This is a genomic window from Sphingobium sp. AP49, from assembly GCF_000281715.2.
Classification (GTDB): domain Bacteria; phylum Pseudomonadota; class Alphaproteobacteria; order Sphingomonadales; family Sphingomonadaceae; genus Sphingobium.
Genome location: NZ_CP124576.1, coordinates 2,957,056 through 2,973,837, shown reverse-complemented (window position 1 = coordinate 2,973,837; position 16,782 = coordinate 2,957,056). Strand labels below are relative to the sequence as shown.

Genomic DNA, 16,782 nt, shown 5'->3' with positions numbered 1-16,782 from the left:
CCGCACAAGGAAAGGGGGCGCTGCCGCATGGCATCCATCATCGAAATCAAGGGCCTGACGAAAAGCTATGCGTCGGGCTTCCAGGCGCTCAAGGGCGTCGACCTGAATATCGAGGAAGGCGAGATTTTCGCCCTGCTCGGCCCCAATGGTGCGGGCAAGACGACGATGATCTCGATCATCTGCGCCAATGTCCGTCCCACCGGCGGCACTGTGCGCGTCGCCGGGCATGACATATTGCGCGACTATCGCGGTGCGCGCTCCGCCATCGGCCTGGTGCCGCAGGAGCTCAACACCGACCAGTTCGAGCGGGTGATCGACACCGTCAGCTTCAGCCGCGGCCTGTTCGGCAAGCCGCGCAACGACGCCTATGTCGAGAAGGTGCTGCGCGACCTGTCGCTGTGGGACAAGCGCAACAACAAGATCCGCGAACTGTCCGGCGGCATGAAGCGGCGCGTGATGATCGCCAAGGCACTGAGCCATGAGCCGCGCGTGCTGTTCCTCGACGAGCCGACGGCCGGCGTCGATGTCGAACTGCGCCGCGACATGTGGAAGCTGATCGGCGAACTGCGTCAGACCGGCGTCACCATCATCCTCACCACCCATTATATCGAGGAAGCCGAGGAGATGGCCGACCGGGTCGGCGTCATCAACCATGGCGAGATCGTGCTGGTCGAGGAAAAGACCGCGCTGATGAAGAAGCTGGGCAAGAAGACGCTGCGCATCGTGCTGGCCGAGCCGCTGGCCAGCCTGCCCGCCGATCTGGCCGACTGGGATTTGTCGCTGCAGGCGGACGGGCATGAGATCGAATATCTGTTCGATACAAGGGCCGAGCGCACCGGCGTCTCCTCGCTGCTGCGCAAGCTCGGTGACCTGGGCATCGGCTACAAGGACCTCAACACAAGGCAGAGCAGCCTGGAGGATATTTTCGTGAGCCTGGTCCATCAGGAGAAAGCGGCATGAACGGCCCCAATCTGCGCGCCATCGCCGCCATCTACAAGTTCGAGCTGCATCGGTTCCGGCGCACCTGGCTGACCGGTCTGCTGGTCCCGGTAATCACCACCTCGCTCTATTTCATCGTGTTCGGCGGGGCGATCGGCTCGCGCATGCGGGAGATTGACGGCATCCCCTATGGCGCCTTCATCGTGCCCGGCCTCATCATGATGTCGATGTTCACCGAAAGCATCTTCAACGCCAGTTTCGGCATCTACATGCCCAAATTCACCGGCACCATCTACGAACTGCTGTCGGCCCCGGTGTCGGCGATGGAGACGGTGGTCGCCTATGTCGGCGCGGCGGCGACCAAGGCGCTGATCGTCGGCTTCATCATCTTCGGCACGGCCCATCTGTTCGTCGACCTGCCGGTGGCCCACCCCTTTGCCATGGTGGGGTTCATGCTGCTGATCGCGGTCAGCTTCTGCCTGTTCGGCTTCATCCTGGGCATCTGGGCGCAGGGGTTCGAGCAGTTGCAGGTGATCCCGCTGCTGATCATCACGCCGATGACCTTCCTGGGCGGCGCCTTCTACTCGATCCACATGCTGGCCGAGCCGTGGCGGACCATCACCCTGTTCAACCCGATCGTCTATCTGATCTCGGGCTTTCGCTGGACTTTCTTTGGCAAGGGCGACGTCGGCATCGGCTACAGCCTGGCCTTTGTGGGCGGCATGCTGCTGGTCTGCCTGGCGGCGATTGGCTGGATATTCCGCACCGGATATCGGCTGAAAAAATAGGCTGTAAATGGAAAGGGCGGCCATTGGCCGCCCTTTTTCATATCCGTCGATGCGGGCAGCCCTCGCTCAGGCGGCGGCGCTCTGCGGATCGATCGCGAACAGGGTCACGCCCTTATATTTGTCGTCGCCCTGGTCATAGAGGCCGTGCATCGCCTCGAACGTCTCGTCCAGCACGGCCAGGTCGTTGAGCCCGGCCAGCTTGAACGTACCCAGCTTCAGCTCGCGCGGGGGGCGCCCGTCGCGGTCGACCGTGACGGCGTCGATGAACATCTCGTCATGGCGGGTGTAGAGGATGTGGGGCGCCAGGGTTACGACCATCTTGTTATAGGTCGCCTTCAGGCACTTCTGGAGCGCGATGGCTTCGAAGATTACGGTCGGGGCTTGCATGATGGCCTGCCCATATCAAAAAACCGGCCGGTCTTTCAATTGCTTTGTGCGTCGCACCATATGCCCTTGGTGCAACCGGCCGGATTTTCAGGACGAATTGTTGCGCTCATTTTCGCTAGCGCGGGACAAGATCAAGCCGGTCACGGAGCGACCAGCGGGCGATCAGCAGCACGGCGACGGTGCCCAGCCCTGCAGCGAGGCCAAGCCAGATGCCCACGCCCTGCCATCCCAGTGGAAAGGCGAGCAGGGCGCCGACGCCGATGCCGATGATCCAGTAGCCGACCAGCGCGAAGATCATCGGGACCTTGGTGTCCTGAATGCCGCGCAGCACGCCTGCGCCGACGGCCTGTGCCGCGTCGACCAGCTGGAACAGGGCGGCGACCGCCAGGAAGCGGACGGCAAGGTCGGCGGTGGCGGCATTGGCGGGGTTTTTGAGGTCGAGGAAGACCGAGACGAGCGGGCGCGGAATCAGCACCAGCATCAGCGCGGCGGCCATCGCAAAGCCGGTGCCGATCATCAGGGCCAGCCAGCCGGCCCGGCCGATACCGGCGCGATCGGCGCGACCATAGGCGGCGCCGACCCGGACCGTGGCGGCCTGGCCGATGCCCATCGGCACCATGAAGACCAGAGAGGCGATCTGGATCGCCACGGCGTGGGCCGCCAGCGACTCGCGGTCGATCAGCCCCATGAGGAAGGCGGAGGCGTTGAACACCGTCACTTCAAGGCCCAGCGTGATCGCGATCGGCAGACCCAGCGCCCAGACTGCCCGCTGGCGCTCGCGGTCGCGGGTCCAGAAGCGGCCCATCAGGCGGTAGCGGCGGAAGCGGCGGTCGATCAAGATCACGGCGAGCAGGCCGAGGAAGAGGAAGGTGGAGGACAGGGTGCTGGCGATACCGGCCCCATGCAGGCCAAGCGCCGGGAAACCCAGATGGCCGAAGATCAGCACCCATCCGGCCAGCACGTTGAACGGGATCGCCAGCAGCATGATGACGAGGCCCCAGAGCGGCCGCTCCAGCGCGGAAATGAAATTGCGCAGGGTGGTGAAGCAGAGGAATGGCAGGAGCGCCCATTGCAGCCCCCGCATCAGATGCCCGGCTTCGCGGGCCAGGTCGGGCTCCTGGCCCATGGCACGCAGGATCGCCTCGCAATTCCACAGGATCAGCCAGGCAGGCAGGACGAAGCAGGCGGCCGCGCGCAGCGTCTGATGCACGGTGCGGCGTACGTCGCGCACCGAATGCCGCCGCCGACCATGCTCGCTGGCGATCAGCGGGGCGGCAGCGGTGACCAGGCCCAGGCCGAAGATCAGCAGCGCATTGAACAGGTTGATCGCCAGCGCACCCGCAGCCACCGCTTCCGACCCGAGCCGGCCGAGCAGCAACAGGTCGGTGGCGGCGATGCCCGCCCAGGCGACATTGCCCGCGATCATGGGGATGGCGAGCGTGACGAGCGCGCGCGCTTCCCGTCGCCAGAGGGATGTCATCGGACTGGTCCTAGTGCGTCTTCGAGGGAATGAGGTGGAGGATCGCCACGATCAGGGCGCCGATCACCAGGCCGATCAGGCCCGACCCGATTGCGGTGACCAGCCAGTCGACGATCGGCCCGACTGCAGGAAGGGCTTGGGCGGCACCCTGGGCCAGATGGTGGATCGTGCCGGGGATAAGGTCCCAATGGAATTCATGCAGGCCATGCACGATCAGCCCGCCGCCGACCCAGAGCATCGCAGCGGTACCCACGACGCTGAGCACGCCCATGATGACAGGCATCGCCTTCACCATGCCCCGGCCGATCGCGCGGGTGGTGGCGGCGCTGCGTTGCGCCAGGTGCAGGCCGATATCGTCCATCTTCACGATGAAGCCGACCACGCCATAGACGCCGGCGGTGATGACGATGGCCACCAGGACCAGGATGATCGCCTGTTCCCAGATCGGTTCGCTGGCAACGGTGCCGAGCGAAATCGCCATGATTTCGCCCGACAGGATGAAGTCTGTGCGAATGGCGCTCGCTACCTTTTGGTCCTCAAGCTGCTTCGAGGTCAGGGTGGCGGCGGCTTCTTCGGCCTCGTCATGGCCGCCCTGCAACGCTTCCAGCAGCTTTTCGGCCGCCTCGAAGCAGAGAAAGGCGCCGCCCAGCATCAGCAGCGGCGGCAACAGCCAGGGGGCAAAGGCGCTCAGTGCCAGCGCCGCAGGCAACAGGAAGAGCAGCTTGTTGCGCAACGATCCGCGCGCGATCTTCCAGATGATCGGCAGTTCGCGATCGGGCGACAGGCCCATGACATAGTTGGGGGTGACGGCCGTATCGTCGATCACCACGCCGGCGGCCTTGGTGCCGGCCTTGCCGGCGGCGGCTGCCACGTCATCCAGCGAGGTGGCCGCCATCTTGGCGATACCGGCAACGTCGTCGAGCAGCGCGATCAGACCCGAAGGCATGTCAATTCAATCCCCTGTTGAGGTGGCGATGCGCCACCCGCGCCCGTCTCTTAGTGCGGGTGCCGTCTGGGGGCAATGGAGGGGTGTGGCAGGAAAGGGGTCAGAAATTGCCGGGCGGATCGCTGGCGGGGAAGGATTCGTCGGACTGCTCGTCGACCATGTCCCAATCCTGCTCGCCATGCTGAGGCCCCGCATCGCGTATGATTCCCGAGGAACCGACCGGGCCGCGATCGTCCAGCCTGTCATCGGTGGCATCCTTGCGCTGGGACCAGCTTTTCCAGGCAACCGCGCCAAGGCCCGTTAGAAATGCCAGCTTCAACAATCCCTTCACGGCGATTCCTCCGATGATTTGTGAATATTGACCCAATTCGCCTCATTATGGTCGACGGCGCTGGGCAGCAGGGTGATCTCGCCTTCCTCGTCGGTGCCCGCATCATCGTCGCCATCCCGGACGTCGGGCGGGAATACCGTCCAGCGGCCGCGCAGCGCAGCATCGACCATGGCTTCCCATGTGGCGGTGTCGCCCGCCTGGCGCATCGCGTCGTCAGGCTCTTTCAACAGGGCCAGGATATTGGCTGCATCTTCGACCCAATAAGGCCAATTATACGAGGCACCCGCCGCCAGATGGCGCGCCAGGCGTTCGATCAGGGACCTATTCTCCATCGTTTCTGGAACGTGCATAACGTTTCTCCGTCCCCCCGTTGATACGCTATTCAGGCCGATTTGAATATCGGGTGAACCAAGGGTTTGACCCGATACAGGACAAAAATTGCGGGCTGTGCTGTCGGCGTGCGATGCCGCCCCAGATCAACAAAAAAGCCGCCCGGTGAGGGGCGGCTTCTTCATTTTCGGAACCGAAAGGCTCAGGCCTCTTCGGCCGGGGCTTCTTCCGCCTCGACGGCGATTTCGCCCGGCTCGGCGTTCGGATCATAATCCTCGGTGAAGCCGGTCTCGTCCTTTTCAAACAGGTCGGCCATCACGTCGACGCCCTGCGACTGCAGTTCGGCTTCTTCCGGCGAGCGGGCGACGTTCACCTGGATGGTGACGGTCACTTCCGGGTGCAGCGCGACCTTGACGTCGAAGACGCCCAGGGTCTTGATCGGGCGTTCCAGCACGACCATCGCCTTGGAGACGTTGGTGATGCCGTCGGCGTGCAGGGCGTCGACGATGTCGCGCACGGCAACCGAACCATAGAGCGCACCAGCGTTCGACGACTGGCGGATCAGGACGATCTGGGTGCCGTTGACGCCTTCGGCAGCCTTTTCGGCGTCCGAACGACGTGCGGCGTTGTCGGCCTCGATCTTCGCGCGGTTGGCCTCGAAGACCTTCTTGTTGGCGGCGTTCGAGCGAAGCGCCTTCTTGTTGGGCAGCAGGAAGTTACGGGCATAGCCGTCCTTCACGGTGACGATGTCGCCGATGGCGCCCAGCTTCTCGATGCGCTCGAGCAGGATGATTTCCATGGGTATCTACTCCCTTACTTCACGATGTAGGGCAGGAGGCCCAGGTGGCGGGCGCGCTTGATGGCCTGGGCCAGCTCACGCTGCTTCTTGGCCGAAACGGCCGTGATGCGGCTGGGGACGATCTTGCCGCGCTCGGACACGAAGCCCTGCAGCAGACGGACGTCCTTGTAATCGATCTTCGGCGCATCCTTGGCGGCGAAGGGGCAGCTCTTGCGGCGGCGGAAAAACGGGCGTGCCATGTTTCAGATCTCCTTATTCGGCAGCCGGGGCGGCTTCTTCGCGGTCGCGGCGCGGGCCACGATCTTCGCGAGGACCACGGGGGCCACGATCACCACGATCGCCGCGCTCCGAACGCTCCTGCTTGCGCATCATCACCGACGGACCGGTTTCCAGCTCTTCGACCTTGATGGTCATGTAGCGGATGATGTCTTCGTTGATCTGGGTCTGACGCTCCAGCTCGGCAATCACGTTGCCCGGGGCGTCGATGTTCAGCATGACGTAGTGCGCCTTGCGGTTCTTGGCGATCTTGTACGCGAGCGAACGCAGGCCCCAGGTCTCGACCTTGGTCACCTTGCCTTCATTTTCCTCGACGATCTTGGTGGCGGTTTCCGCCAGAGCGTCCACCTGCGCCTGTGCCAGATCCTGGCGCGCAAGGAACACATGCTCGTAAAGAGCCATGGGTATTGCCTCATCTGTTGGCCGATCGCTGACGCCCACCCCATGTGGAACGCCCCTCCGGCTGTCGTCTCAAGCATTCGAAATCGTCCGACGTCCGAATCCGGGGCCGAGCGAAGGCGCGCCTATGACGGAAAAGCGGGGGAAAGGCAAGCGGCATCGGTGCAGCCACGGGCGGCAGCGGCCATGCTTGCAGTCGGGCTTTACCTGTCTTTATCCTGCCCTTCAGAAAAAGAGAAGGAGGGACGGATGGCGGTCGCAATCGCGGCACTGGCGCTGATATTGCTGATGCTGGCGGCCTATCGCGGCATGAGCGTGATCCTGATGGCACCATTGCTGGCGATGCTGGCGGTGTTCCTGACCGATCCTGCGGCTGTGCCCGCCGCCTTTTCCGGCCTGTTCATGGACAAGGTCGCCACCTTCCTGAAACTCTATTTCCCGGTCTTCCTGCTCGGTGCCCTGTTCGGCAAGCTGGTCGAGATATCGGGCTTTTCCCGCGCGATCGTGACGGCGGTGATCGGCTTTGTCGGCGCCGGACGGGCGATCCCGGCGATCATGATCGTGACGGCCTTGCTGACTTATGGCGGCGTGTCGGTGTTTGTCGCGGTGTTTGCCGTCTATCCCTTCGCGGCCGAGATGTTCCGCCGCGCCGACATTCCCAAGCGCCTGGTGCCCGCGACCATCGGCCTGGGCGCGCTGACCTTCACCATGGATGCGCTGCCCGGCACGCCACAGATCCAGAATGTCATTCCGGCGAGCTTCTTTGGTACCACCGCCTGGGCGGCGCCGGTGCTGGGCGTGGTCGGATCGCTGGTGATCGCGGCGGCGGGCCTCCTTTATCTCAACTGGCGCCGCCGGGCGATGGCGGCAGCGGGGGAGGGCTATGGCGCGCCCGAGACGCTGGTCAACGAACCGGACCGGCAGGAGGAGGCGCGGACCGTCCATCCCGCGATTGCTTTGCTGCCGCTGCTGGTGGTGGGGTTGGGCAATCTGGCGCTGACCCTGCTGATCCCGCGCATCACCGGCGGGGCGGATGTGGTGAGCATCCAATTGGCCGGCCTGCCCGAGCCGGTGACGGTCAAGGTCGCGCAGCAGTCGGCGCTCTGGGCGGTCGAGGGCGCGCTGCTGATGGGCATCGCCACCATCCTGCTCTTCGCCTTCCCGATCGTGGCCCGGCGCTTTGCCGACGGATCGAAGGCGGCGGTCGGTGGCGCGTTGCTGGCGGGGATGAACACGGCGGTCGAATATGGCTTTGGCGGGGTGATCGCGGCGCTGCCGGGTTTCCTGGTCGTCAAGGATGCGCTGAAGGCAGTGCCCAACCCGCTGGTCAATGAGGCGATCACGGTGACGACCCTGGCCGGCATCACCGGGTCGGCATCGGGCGGGCTGTCGATCGCGCTGGCGGCGATGGCCGATCAGTTCGCGGCAGCGGGCGATGCGGCGGGTATCCCAAGAGAGGTCCTGCACCGCGTGGCGTCGATGGCATCGGGGGGCATGGACAGCCTGCCGCACAATGGCGCGGTCATCACCCTGCTGGCGGTGACGGGCCTCACCCATCGCCAGGCCTATAAGGACATATTCGCGCTGACCCTGATCAAGACGATGACGGTGTTCGTGGTGATCGCGGTCTATTATCTGACCGGGCTTGTCTGAACGCGAAAACGCCCCGGAGCGGTGGCTCCAGGGCGCTTTTCATGCGGTGGCACGCTTAGCGGAAGGCGCTGGCGACCACGGCGCCGATGATGCCGCTGGTGATGGCGACCATCACTGCATCATTGCCCGAGCGGACCCAGTGGTAGCCGCGCGGCGGTGCCGACAGGCGATAGCCGCGATAATTGTCGACGACCCGGTAATTGGTGGCATAGCGGTTGTCGAAGCGCTGGCCCTTGGCCCAGTGGCGGTCGTTGCGCACGACCGTCTTCTTCTGGACGACGGTGCGGTGCGGCGTCTGCTTCACCACCCGGACGGTCTCGCGATGGGGCGCGGCCTGGGCCTGGGCGGTGACGATCGGGCTGGCGGCCATGGCGGTGGCGGTCAGGGCCAGGATGATCTTCTTGAACATGTCTTCACTCCTCTTGTCAGTTCGAGGGCGCCGCTTCCGGCGTCGAAGACAGAGATAGGCCGCGCTTGTCGCAGGCCTGTCCCAAGGGTGGGGCAAGTTTGTCGGAAATTGTATCAAAAGCCGATTTGATCTGAATATCGGTTCAGAAATTATGCTTTTTCAGTTTCTTGTGCGGCTCACAGCATCAGCGAGATGGCATTGCCGAAATTGTGGAGCAGGATCGGCAGCAGCAGACTGCCGGTGCGCAGGCGCAGCCAGACGGCCAGCAGCGAAGGGATGGCGGTGAGCGCCATCACGACGGGATCGAAGCTGAAATGGCCGCCCGCATAGCCGAACGCATGGGCCAAGCCGAACAGGCCGCAGGACAGCAGCGCGCCCCAGCCCCAGTCGACGCCCAGGAAGCGGACCCGGCGGCTGAAGGCGCGATCGAGCGCGAACAGCAGGATGCCGCGATAGAAAGGCTCTTCCTCCAGTCCGGGCATGGTGAGTTGGAAGGCGATTTCCTCGGCATTGCTGGGGTCATCGGGGAAATAGAGGGCGAGCGCGGTGAAGAAGGCGCAGTAGAGCAGCGCGACCGGCAGGGCGGCGGTCAGGCTGCCGCGCGCCTGGCGCAGGGTCAGGCCGACCCGCCTCCAGCCGAAGGCGGGCAGCGCGGCGACCAGCAAGGTGAGGGCGAGGGCCAGCAGCTTGCCCTGCCAGTTCCAGTCGGCAGCAGGGATGAGGTCGGGCAGGTGGCGATAGGCGCGGGTCAGCAGCGCGTCATTGGCGGCCACCAACGCTGCGGCGACCAGCAACCATGCGGGGCGAAAGCCGCGCCGGTCGATCAGGCCGATCACGCCGCCTGCAACCAGCAGCAGCGCCAGCGTGCCGAGCAGGCCGATGACGCCGTTCATGCGCACCACTCCGGCGCGCAGTGGCTCAGTGGGCGGCGGCGGGCGGGGAGGGGGCAGGCAGAGGCGTGGCGGTAACGGTCATGCGGGCGAGCAGGATGGGATGATCCTTGCCCGCCAGCAGCGGGGCTGTCTGCGGCGCCTGCGCCTCGGCAAAGGGGGTGAGGCTGAGGCCAAGCAGCAAGGCGCTGCTGGCCAGGCTGAGGACGATCGTTTTCATCGGGGCGCTCCTTCCACGGCGCCAGGGTGGCGCCATGGAAGGAGGAACTAGGCAGGAGATGTCGCAGCATTATCCCGGATAACCGCCCTTTTGTCGGAAAATGTATCAGCCTATTCGTGCCGCAGGGCGTCGATCGGGTTCAGGCTGGCCGCCCGGCGCGCCGGGAAATAGCCAAATACCACGCCGATCGCGGCCGAGAACAGGAAGGCGATCAGATTGACCTGCGGGTCGAAGGTGAAGGGCACCTTCATCAGCGGCGCAATGCCGACCGACGCGATCAGGGCGATGACCAGGCCGATGACGCCGCCCATGCAGGACAGCACGATCGCCTCCACCAGGAATTGCATCAGCACTTCGCGCGCGACTGCGCCGATGGCGAGGCGGATGCCGATCTCGCGCGTGCGCTCCGTCACCGACACCAGCATGATGTTCATGATGCCGATGCCGCCGACCAGCAGCGAGATCGCCGCCACCGCCGCAACGATCTGGGTCAGGATGGTGGTCGTGCCGGTCAGCGTGTCGCTGATCTGCTTGGTGTCGAAGACGTTGAAATTATCCTCCGCGCCCGCCTTGATCTTGCGCCGTTCGCGCATCAGCTCTTCCAGGCTGCTCTGGACGGTCGAGGTGTCATAGGCGTCGTCGACCGCCACCATGATCTGGCTGATGTCGCGGTCGCCGGTGAAGCGGCGCTGGACGAACTTGATCGGCATGACGACGACATCGTCCTGATCGCCGAAACCGCCCTGGCCGCGCGTCGCCAGCACGCCGATCACCTGGCAGGACACGCCCTTGATGCGCATCCGCTTGCCGACGGGGTCGGCGCCCTGGAACAGGTTGGTGCGCACCGTATTGCCGATGATGCACACCGCCTTGCCGGCCTCCTCCTCCTCCGGCATGAACAGCCGCCCTTCGGCGACATTCCAGGACTGGACCTGCGAATAGGCAGAGGTCGTGCCATAGACGGTGGTCGACCAGTTATTGCCTTCATAGATGGCGGTGCCGCTCGACTGCACGATCGGTGCGACCGCGCGCACCCCGGTCAGCTGGTTTTCGATGACCGTCAGGTCGGCTTCCTTGAAATTGGGCGGACGCGGGCCACCGCCGCCACGACCGAAGCCCTGGCCGGGGCGCAACTGCAGCACATTGGCGCCCAGCGAGCTGATCTGTTCGCGCACGGCCGCGGTGGCACCATTGCCCAGCGTCACCATGGTGACGACTGCCGCGACGCCGATGATGATGCCCAGCGTGGTCAGGAAGCTGCGCATCTTGTGCCGGTTGATCGCCCGGAAGGCGAGGATGACGGTCGTCCCGAGCATCAGCCCACTGTTCCTTTCTGCGCCGCGCCCTGGCCGCCCTCGATCCGTTCGACCAGCCCGTCCTTGAAATGGACGATGGTGTGGGCAAAAGCGGCCATGTCCGGTTCGTGCGTGACCATCAGCACGGTGATGCCGCTATTCTGGTTGAGGTCGGTCAGCAATTGCATGATCTCCACCGACCGTTCGGAATCCAGATTGCCGGTCGGCTCGTCCGCCAGCAGCACGTCGGGCTGGGTGACGATGGCGCGGGCGATGGCGACGCGCTGCTGCTGGCCGCCGGATAGTTCCGCCGGGGTATGGTCCCACCAGTCCTTCAGGCCCACCTTGTCGAGCGCGGCCATGCCCATGTCGTAGCGGGTCTTCTTGTCCTCGCCGCGATAGAGCAGGGGCAGTTCGACATTCTCCAGCGCGGTGGTGCGCGACAGCAGGTTGAAGCCCTGGAACACGAAGCCGAGATAGCGGCGGCGCAGCAGCGCGCGCTGGTCGCGGTCCAGCGTCTCGACATGGCGGCCCTTGAACAGGAATTCGCCGCCGGTGGGCACGTCGAGGCAGCCCAATATATTCATCGTCGTCGACTTGCCCGAGCCCGAAGGCCCCATGACGGCGACGAAATCGCCCTGCGCAATGTCGAGGTCAATGCCCTTGAGCGCCTGAAACGCGGTGGGGCCGCTGCCGAAGATCTTGGTGATCCCCCGCAGCGAGATGATGGGGTCGGCGGCCATGGGATCAGGTTCCGCTCTGGCGGCCGGTACCCCGGCTTTCCGTGCTGCTGCCCTGGGGCGCGGCCGGCGTGGGGGCAACCGGTGCGGTCTGCGGCGGCGCGTCACCCGAATTGCCAAGCGACTTGACACTGGCCGGGCTGCCGTCGGCGGCCGGGTTGCGGGGGCGGTCCTTGGCGCTGGCGGCAGGATCGGTCTTCTGGTCCTCGGCGGGTTGCTGCGCGCCGGCAGCAAGCTGTCCGGTGATGACCCTCATGCCGGGCTTCAGGTCGCCGCCGGTGATGACGGTGCGCGTTCCGTCGCTGGCGCCGACGGTCACCTGCACCGCCTTGGGATCGCCCTTTTCGTCCAGCACATACAGGGTCTGGCTGCTGCCGGCGCCGAAATTGACCTGGCGATTGGCCCCGCTGCGGCGCATCCGGCCCGGGCCGGGCAGGACGCTGGTGATGCCGCCACCCTGCGCTGCGGTGGTGGGCTTGAAGCGCAGCGCACTGTTGGGCACCAGCAGCACGTCATGCAGTTCCTGGGTGACGATGTCGGCGGTCGCGGTCATGCCCGGGCGCAGCGTTTCGTCCTGATTGTCGACCGACAGCACGGCGGTATAGGCGACGACCGTGCCGGTGGTGCTGGTGGTCGTGCTGGTTGACGAGGACGAACTGCTGCTGGAGCTGTTCGACCCGACATTGACCCGCGTGACCTTCGCCGGGAAGGTGCGGCCGGGGAAGGCGTCGACGGCGAAATTGGCGGTCTGGCCTTCCTTGACCTGGCCGACGTCCGCTTCGTCCACCGATACCTCGACCTCCATCTGGGTCAGGTCTTCGGCGATGGTGAAGAGGACAGGCGCGTTCAGCGAGGCGGCGACGGTCTGGCCCGGTTCGATGTCGCGCGACAGCACGACGCCAGTGACGGGCGAGACGATCTGGGCGATCGAGAGGTTGGTCTGCGCGGTCGACAGCTGGGCGCGCGAGACATTGACCTGCGCCTGGGCCGAATGGAGATTGGCGAGCGCGCCGTTATAGTCGGCGCGTGCCGCGTCCAGTTCCGTCTTGGCCGGCACCCTGCCGCCCGAAAGCTGATAGACGTTGAGCTGACGATCCAGCGTCGCCTTGGCCAGGGCGACCTGCGCCTGCGCCTGGGCAACGCTGGCCTGGGCGGAGGCGACCTGCGCCTGCGTCTGGTTGATCGTGTCGACCAGGCGGCGGGTGTCCAGTTCGGCCAGCTTCTGTCCTTTGGTCACGCGATCATTGACGTCGACATAGACGGCGGTGATCTTGCCCGACTGTTCGGACCCCACATCGACCTGGTTGATGGGCTTCAAATTGCCGGTCGCCGACACGCTGACCGTCAGGTCACCATGGCGGGCTTCGCGGGTCGCATAATTGGGCTTGTCGTCGCCTGAAAAGCAGCGCGCGACCAACAGCACGAGGATCAGCAGCACGACGCCGATGACGCCGCGCATCACCCATTTGCGATGCGGCTTTTCCGGCTTGGCGCCAAGAAAGTCGTTGAGATCCTGGTCGGGGCTGGCGTCATTGCTCATGGGGGCGGTCATCCATATTCTGCCAGCCGCCACCCAGCGCATTATAGAGCTGGGCGATGGCCAGTATCTCGTCCGATTGGGCGCTGGCGAAGCTGTTGCGGGCGTTCAGCAGGGTGGTTTCGCTGGTCGACAGCGTCTGGAAGTCGATCAGGCCGGCCTGATACTGGCTGCGGGCCATGATCGCGGCATTGTTCGACGCTTCCATGGCGCTGGCGAACTCGACCTTGCGGGCGCGGGCGCTGCTCAGCGAGGCCATGGCGTTCTCGACATCCTCCAGCCCGGTCAGCACCGTCTGCTTGTAAAGGGCGAAGGCGCCGTCGGTCGCAGCCCGCTGTGCCCGGACCTGGGACGCGAGTCGGCCGCCGTCGAAGATTACCTGGGCGACATTGGCAAAGACGTTGCCGGTGATGACATCGAACAGATTCTTGATCGCGGTGCTGGTGGAGTTGATGTTGCCGCTGATCGCGAGCGAGGGGTAGAGCTGCGCCTGGGCGACGCCGATCCGCGCAGTGGCGGCTGCCAGCGAACGTTCGGCCGAGCGGATATCGGGCCGCTGGCGCAGCGTGTCGGCCGGGATGCCGGTCGCGATCCGGGTCGAGGCGGTCGGAATGGCGGCGGGCGTCTCCAGCGTGCGGGTCGCTTCGCCCGGTGCCTGCCCGGTCAGCACCGCAATGCGGTTGAGGCTACCGCGCAGGCTGGCTTCCAGCTGCGGGATGGTGGCGTTGGTCTGGGCCAGCTGCGCCTTGGCCTGCTGCTCGTCGAGCGAGGAGACGAGCCCCGCCTGCAGCCGCCAGCTGGCGATGTCATAATTATCCTTCTGCACCCGCTGGCTTTCGCGGGCGATGCGCAATTGCTCCTGGGCCAGGCGCGCCTGGACATAATTGCTCACCAGTTCGGCGATGATGCTCATCCGGACATTGGCGAGGTCATAGCCCGATGCGGCGAGGTCGGCGCGCGCGGCTTCCGATGTGCGTGACAATTCGCCGAACAGGTCTACCTGCCAACTGGCATTGATGCCGGCATTATAGCTGTTGGTCCATTTGCCCTGGCCGGTGTTGATGACATTGCCATTGTCGTCGACGCGCACGCCGCTGCCGCCGCTATTATAGTTGCGGCCGCCGCTCGCCGATCCGCTCAGCTGCGGCAGGAAGGAGGCATTGGCCTGGCGCAGCGATTCCCGCGCCTGCCGCAGCCGTGCCTGCGCCTGGACGATATCGAGATTGCCGGCGATCGCCTGATCGATCAGCGTGGTCAGTGTCGGGTCGCCCAACTGCGTCCACCAACTGGCCAGCGTCGCCGGATCGGTGGGCGCATTTCCGCCCTGGCTATAGCTTTCGGGAATGCCGAGCGCGGCGGACTGGGGTGCGTGATAGTCCGGCCCTGCCGCGCAGGCGGACAAGGCGAGGACCGATCCCGCGAGCCATGCAATGCGATATCGCACCTTTTCCTAGCACTCCGTCGTCGTTAAAGGGGCCGGCAGCTTGTTCCCCGGAAGCGGGGGCAGGGCATTTGGTCGATACGTGCCGAAAAGCATTGTACGCCTCAATGCCATATATGTCTCAAAGTGTAACGTTCGTGAATTTTCGCGCTTTTCGGGCGCATGTCGATCAGAGGATGGATGATGAGGGCATTTCTGTTTCCGGGCCAGGGCAGCCAGTCGGTGGGCATGGGCAAGCTACTGGCCGATGCGAGCCCGGCGGCGAAGGAATTGTTCCAGGAGGTCGATGATGCCCTGAAGCAGAATCTGTTCCGGATCATGGTGGAAGGGCCGGAAAGCGACCTGACCCTGACCGAGAACGCCCAGCCCGCGATCATGGCCAATGCCCTTGCCACGCTGCGCGTGATGCAGAAGGAAGGCGGTTTCAGCCTGGCCGACAAGGGCGATTATGTCGCCGGCCACAGCCTTGGCGAATATAGCGCGCTGTGTGCGGTCGAGGCGTTCGATCTTGGCACCACCGCCCGCCTGCTGAAATTGCGCGGCCAGGCGATGCAGGCCGCCGTGCCGGTGGGTGAGGGCGCGATGGCCGCGCTGCTGGGCGCCGACATCGAAAAGGCGCAGGCGCTGGCCGATGCCGCCGCCGAAGGCGAAGTCTGCACCGTCGCCAATGACAATGATCCGAGCCAGGTCGTCATTTCCGGCCACAAGGGCGCGATCGAGCGCGCCGTCGCGCTGGTCAAGGATTATGGCATCAAGCGCGGCGTGCTGCTGCCGGTGTCGGCGCCCTTCCACTGCCCGCTGATGCAGCCGGCCGCCGACGTGATGGCGCAAGCACTGGCAAAGGCGACGATCAACGCGCCGCTGCTGCCGGTCTATGCCAATGTGCTGGCCGCGCCGATCAGCGACCCGGCCGACATTCGCGAGCGTCTGGTCGAGCAGGTCACCGGCCGCGTGCGCTGGCGCGAGTCGATCGGCGCGATGTGGGACGCGGGCGTCACCGATTTCGTCGAACTGGGCGGCAAGGTGCTCGGCCCGATGGTCAAGCGCATCGCTCCCGACGCCACCGTGCGCAGCGTGGTGACGATGGACGATATCGAGGCGGCGCTGGGCGCGCTGTGAGCGAGAGCCCGGTCCTAACCCAGCGCGACGGGGCCGTCCTGACGGTCACGCTGAACCTGCCCGACCGGCGCAACCCCATTTCCGATCCGGCGATGGTGGATGCGCTGTGCGAAGTGTTCGAGGCGGCGGACCGGGACGCGAGCATCCATGTCGCGATCCTGACCGGGGCGGGCAGTGCCTTTTCCTCGGGCGGCGATCTCAACGCGATGCGACCGGATGCCGGGGGGCTGCGCGCCAGTCTGCCGGCCCAGACGCGGCGCAATTATCGCGCGGGTATCCAACGCCTGCCGCTGCTGTTTCAGGCGATCGAACTGCCGGTGATCGCGGCGGTCAATGGCCCGGCGATCGGCGCGGGGCTGGACCTCGCCTGCATGTGCGATCTGCGCATCGCGGGGCAGAGTGCGCGCTTTGCCGAAAGCTTTGTGAAGCTCGGCCTTGTCTCGGGCGATGGCGGCGCGTGGCTGCTGCCGCGCATCATCGGCTTTTCCAAGGCGTCGCAATTGTCGCTGACCGGCGAGACGATCGACGCGGGCGAGGCACTGCGGATCGGGCTGGTCGGCGATGTCGTGCCCGACGCGGAGCTGATGACGGTGGCGCGGGCGCAGGCCGATGCCATTGCCGCCAATCCGCCGCACGCGACGCGGATGACCAAGCGGCTGTTGCGCGCGGCGCAGACGGCCGAACTTTCACAGATATTGGAAATGGCGGGCGCCATGCAGGCGCTGGCCCACGCGACCGCGGATCATGACGAGGCGATCACCGCCTTTTTCGACCGCCGGCCGCCACACTTCAAGGGAGACTAG

The 16,782-nt window shown here is 65.3% G+C and carries 20 protein-coding genes; 5 read left to right on the top strand and 15 right to left on the bottom strand.

Annotated elements, in window-relative coordinates; all coding sequences use genetic code 11:
• The first annotated feature begins 27 nt into the window (after nt 1-27).
• Nucleotides 28-960, top strand: coding sequence for an ABC transporter ATP-binding protein (locus PMI04_RS14145; RefSeq protein WP_007709002.1), 933 nt, complete (start codon nt 28-30; stop codon nt 958-960).
• A complete protein-coding gene (locus PMI04_RS14140; RefSeq protein ID WP_007709005.1) occupies nt 957-1,727 on the top strand; it encodes an ABC transporter permease in 771 nt (256 codons plus the stop codon). Before PMI04_RS14145 ends, PMI04_RS14140 begins: the two co-directional genes overlap by 4 nt.
• A 66-nt stretch (nt 1,728-1,793) precedes the next feature.
• On the opposite strand, the gene PMI04_RS14135 is transcribed toward PMI04_RS14140, so the two are convergent.
• The 8 genes from PMI04_RS14135 to rpsF all read right to left on the bottom strand — a co-directional run bounded on the left by PMI04_RS14135 (nt 1,794) and on the right by rpsF (nt 6,678).
• The gene (locus PMI04_RS14135; RefSeq protein ID WP_007709008.1) at nt 1,794-2,114 is read right to left on the bottom strand and encodes a hypothetical protein; all 321 of its coding nucleotides are present in this window, start codon (nt 2,112-2,114) and stop codon (nt 1,794-1,796) included.
• A 115-nt stretch (nt 2,115-2,229) separates the two neighbouring features.
• Nucleotides 2,230-3,594 (bottom strand): MATE family efflux transporter, encoded by a 1,365-nt coding sequence (locus PMI04_RS14130; RefSeq protein WP_007709009.1) that lies wholly within the window; start codon nt 3,592-3,594, stop codon nt 2,230-2,232.
• Nucleotides 3,595-3,604: 10 nt separating this feature from the next.
• Nucleotides 3,605-4,540 (bottom strand): DUF808 domain-containing protein, encoded by a 936-nt coding sequence (locus PMI04_RS14125; RefSeq protein WP_283184785.1) that lies wholly within the window; start codon nt 4,538-4,540, stop codon nt 3,605-3,607.
• Between the two features lie 100 nt (nt 4,541-4,640).
• Nucleotides 4,641-4,871 (bottom strand): hypothetical protein, encoded by a 231-nt coding sequence (locus tag PMI04_RS14120; protein ID WP_007708848.1) that lies wholly within the window; start codon nt 4,869-4,871, stop codon nt 4,641-4,643.
• On the bottom strand, nt 4,868-5,221 hold the full coding sequence (locus PMI04_RS14115; protein ID WP_007708846.1) for a hypothetical protein: 354 nt from the start codon (nt 5,219-5,221) through the stop codon (nt 4,868-4,870). The genes PMI04_RS14120 and PMI04_RS14115 overlap by 4 nt, the downstream gene beginning before the upstream one ends.
• A 182-nt stretch (nt 5,222-5,403) precedes the next feature.
• A complete protein-coding gene (gene rplI, locus PMI04_RS14110) occupies nt 5,404-6,000 on the bottom strand; it encodes a 50S ribosomal protein L9 (RefSeq protein WP_007708844.1) in 597 nt (198 codons plus the stop codon).
• 14 nt (nt 6,001-6,014) lie between these two features.
• Nucleotides 6,015-6,239: a 30S ribosomal protein S18 gene (gene rpsR / locus PMI04_RS14105; RefSeq protein WP_004212076.1), complete on the bottom strand. Its 225-nt coding sequence runs from the start codon at nt 6,237-6,239 to the stop codon at nt 6,015-6,017.
• Nucleotides 6,240-6,252: 13 nt separating this feature from the next.
• Nucleotides 6,253-6,678 carry a 30S ribosomal protein S6 gene (rpsF, locus tag PMI04_RS14100; protein WP_007708840.1) on the bottom strand — a complete coding sequence of 142 codons (426 nt, stop codon included), beginning with the start codon at nt 6,676-6,678 and terminating at the stop codon, nt 6,253-6,255.
• Between the two features lie 246 nt (nt 6,679-6,924).
• Here rpsF and PMI04_RS14095 point away from each other — a divergent pair, with 246 nt between their 5' ends.
• Complete coding sequence (locus PMI04_RS14095; RefSeq protein WP_007708837.1) at nt 6,925-8,328, top strand: GntP family permease; 1,404 nt, start codon at nt 6,925-6,927, stop codon at nt 8,326-8,328.
• A 55-nt stretch (nt 8,329-8,383) separates the two neighbouring features.
• Here PMI04_RS14095 and PMI04_RS14090 read toward each other — a convergent pair whose 3' ends face one another.
• The 7 genes from PMI04_RS14090 to PMI04_RS14060 form a co-directional block, all read right to left on the bottom strand.
• A complete protein-coding gene (locus tag PMI04_RS14090) occupies nt 8,384-8,737 on the bottom strand; it encodes an RcnB family protein (RefSeq protein ID WP_007708835.1) in 354 nt (117 codons plus the stop codon).
• 176 nt (nt 8,738-8,913) lie between these two features.
• On the bottom strand, nt 8,914-9,630 hold the full coding sequence (locus PMI04_RS14085) for a CPBP family intramembrane glutamic endopeptidase (protein WP_007708833.1): 717 nt from the start codon (nt 9,628-9,630) through the stop codon (nt 8,914-8,916).
• A gap of 25 nt (nt 9,631-9,655) precedes the next feature.
• Nucleotides 9,656-9,847: a hypothetical protein gene (locus PMI04_RS14080; protein ID WP_007708831.1), complete on the bottom strand. Its 192-nt coding sequence runs from the start codon at nt 9,845-9,847 to the stop codon at nt 9,656-9,658.
• Between the two features lie 110 nt (nt 9,848-9,957).
• Nucleotides 9,958-11,163, bottom strand: coding sequence for an ABC transporter permease (locus tag PMI04_RS14075; RefSeq protein WP_007708829.1), 1,206 nt, complete (start codon nt 11,161-11,163; stop codon nt 9,958-9,960).
• Nucleotides 11,163-11,885: an ABC transporter ATP-binding protein gene (locus tag PMI04_RS14070; RefSeq protein ID WP_007708828.1), complete on the bottom strand. Its 723-nt coding sequence runs from the start codon at nt 11,883-11,885 to the stop codon at nt 11,163-11,165. Before PMI04_RS14070 ends, PMI04_RS14075 begins: the two co-directional genes overlap by 1 nt.
• 4 nt (nt 11,886-11,889) lie before the next feature.
• On the bottom strand, nt 11,890-13,422 hold the full coding sequence (locus tag PMI04_RS14065; RefSeq protein WP_007708826.1) for an efflux RND transporter periplasmic adaptor subunit: 1,533 nt from the start codon (nt 13,420-13,422) through the stop codon (nt 11,890-11,892).
• Complete coding sequence (locus PMI04_RS14060; protein WP_283184784.1) at nt 13,412-14,863, bottom strand: efflux transporter outer membrane subunit; 1,452 nt, start codon at nt 14,861-14,863, stop codon at nt 13,412-13,414. Before PMI04_RS14060 ends, PMI04_RS14065 begins: the two co-directional genes overlap by 11 nt.
• Nucleotides 14,864-15,043: 180 nt before the next feature.
• Between PMI04_RS14060 and fabD the strand changes: the two genes are divergently transcribed.
• Together fabD and PMI04_RS14050 are read left to right on the top strand one after the other, a co-directional pair.
• Nucleotides 15,044-15,979, top strand: a complete 936-nt coding sequence (gene fabD, locus PMI04_RS14055) for an ACP S-malonyltransferase (protein WP_007706031.1) — start codon at nt 15,044-15,046, stop codon at nt 15,977-15,979.
• Nucleotides 15,976-16,782, top strand: coding sequence for a crotonase/enoyl-CoA hydratase family protein (locus tag PMI04_RS14050; protein WP_007706036.1), 807 nt, complete (start codon nt 15,976-15,978; stop codon nt 16,780-16,782). The genes fabD and PMI04_RS14050 overlap by 4 nt, the downstream gene beginning before the upstream one ends.

Coding starts and splice junctions, on each gene's coding strand:
- PMI04_RS14145 (WP_007709002.1), top strand. CDS start 28: ATGGCATCCATCATCGAAATCAAGGGCCTGACGAAAAGCTATGCGTCG.
- PMI04_RS14140 (WP_007709005.1), top strand. CDS start 957: ATGAACGGCCCCAATCTGCGCGCCATCGCCGCCATCTACAAGTTCGAG.
- PMI04_RS14135 (WP_007709008.1), bottom strand. CDS start 2,114: ATGCAAGCCCCGACCGTAATCTTCGAAGCCATCGCGCTCCAGAAGTGC.
- PMI04_RS14130 (WP_007709009.1), bottom strand. CDS start 3,594: ATGACATCCCTCTGGCGACGGGAAGCGCGCGCGCTCGTCACGCTCGCC.
- PMI04_RS14125 (WP_283184785.1), bottom strand. CDS start 4,540: ATGCCTTCGGGTCTGATCGCGCTGCTCGACGACGTTGCCGGTATCGCC.
- PMI04_RS14115 (WP_007708846.1), bottom strand. CDS start 5,221: ATGCACGTTCCAGAAACGATGGAGAATAGGTCCCTGATCGAACGCCTG.
- rplI (WP_007708844.1), bottom strand. CDS start 6,000: ATGGAAATCATCCTGCTCGAGCGCATCGAGAAGCTGGGCGCCATCGGC.
- rpsR (WP_004212076.1), bottom strand. CDS start 6,239: ATGGCACGCCCGTTTTTCCGCCGCCGCAAGAGCTGCCCCTTCGCCGCC.
- rpsF (WP_007708840.1), bottom strand. CDS start 6,678: ATGGCTCTTTACGAGCATGTGTTCCTTGCGCGCCAGGATCTGGCACAG.
- PMI04_RS14095 (WP_007708837.1), top strand. CDS start 6,925: ATGGCGGTCGCAATCGCGGCACTGGCGCTGATATTGCTGATGCTGGCG.
- PMI04_RS14090 (WP_007708835.1), bottom strand. CDS start 8,737: ATGTTCAAGAAGATCATCCTGGCCCTGACCGCCACCGCCATGGCCGCC.
- PMI04_RS14085 (WP_007708833.1), bottom strand. CDS start 9,630: ATGAACGGCGTCATCGGCCTGCTCGGCACGCTGGCGCTGCTGCTGGTT.
- PMI04_RS14080 (WP_007708831.1), bottom strand. CDS start 9,847: ATGAAAACGATCGTCCTCAGCCTGGCCAGCAGCGCCTTGCTGCTTGGC.
- PMI04_RS14075 (WP_007708829.1), bottom strand. CDS start 11,163: ATGCTCGGGACGACCGTCATCCTCGCCTTCCGGGCGATCAACCGGCAC.
- PMI04_RS14070 (WP_007708828.1), bottom strand. CDS start 11,885: ATGGCCGCCGACCCCATCATCTCGCTGCGGGGGATCACCAAGATCTTC.
- PMI04_RS14065 (WP_007708826.1), bottom strand. CDS start 13,422: ATGAGCAATGACGCCAGCCCCGACCAGGATCTCAACGACTTTCTTGGC.
- fabD (WP_007706031.1), top strand. CDS start 15,044: ATGAGGGCATTTCTGTTTCCGGGCCAGGGCAGCCAGTCGGTGGGCATG.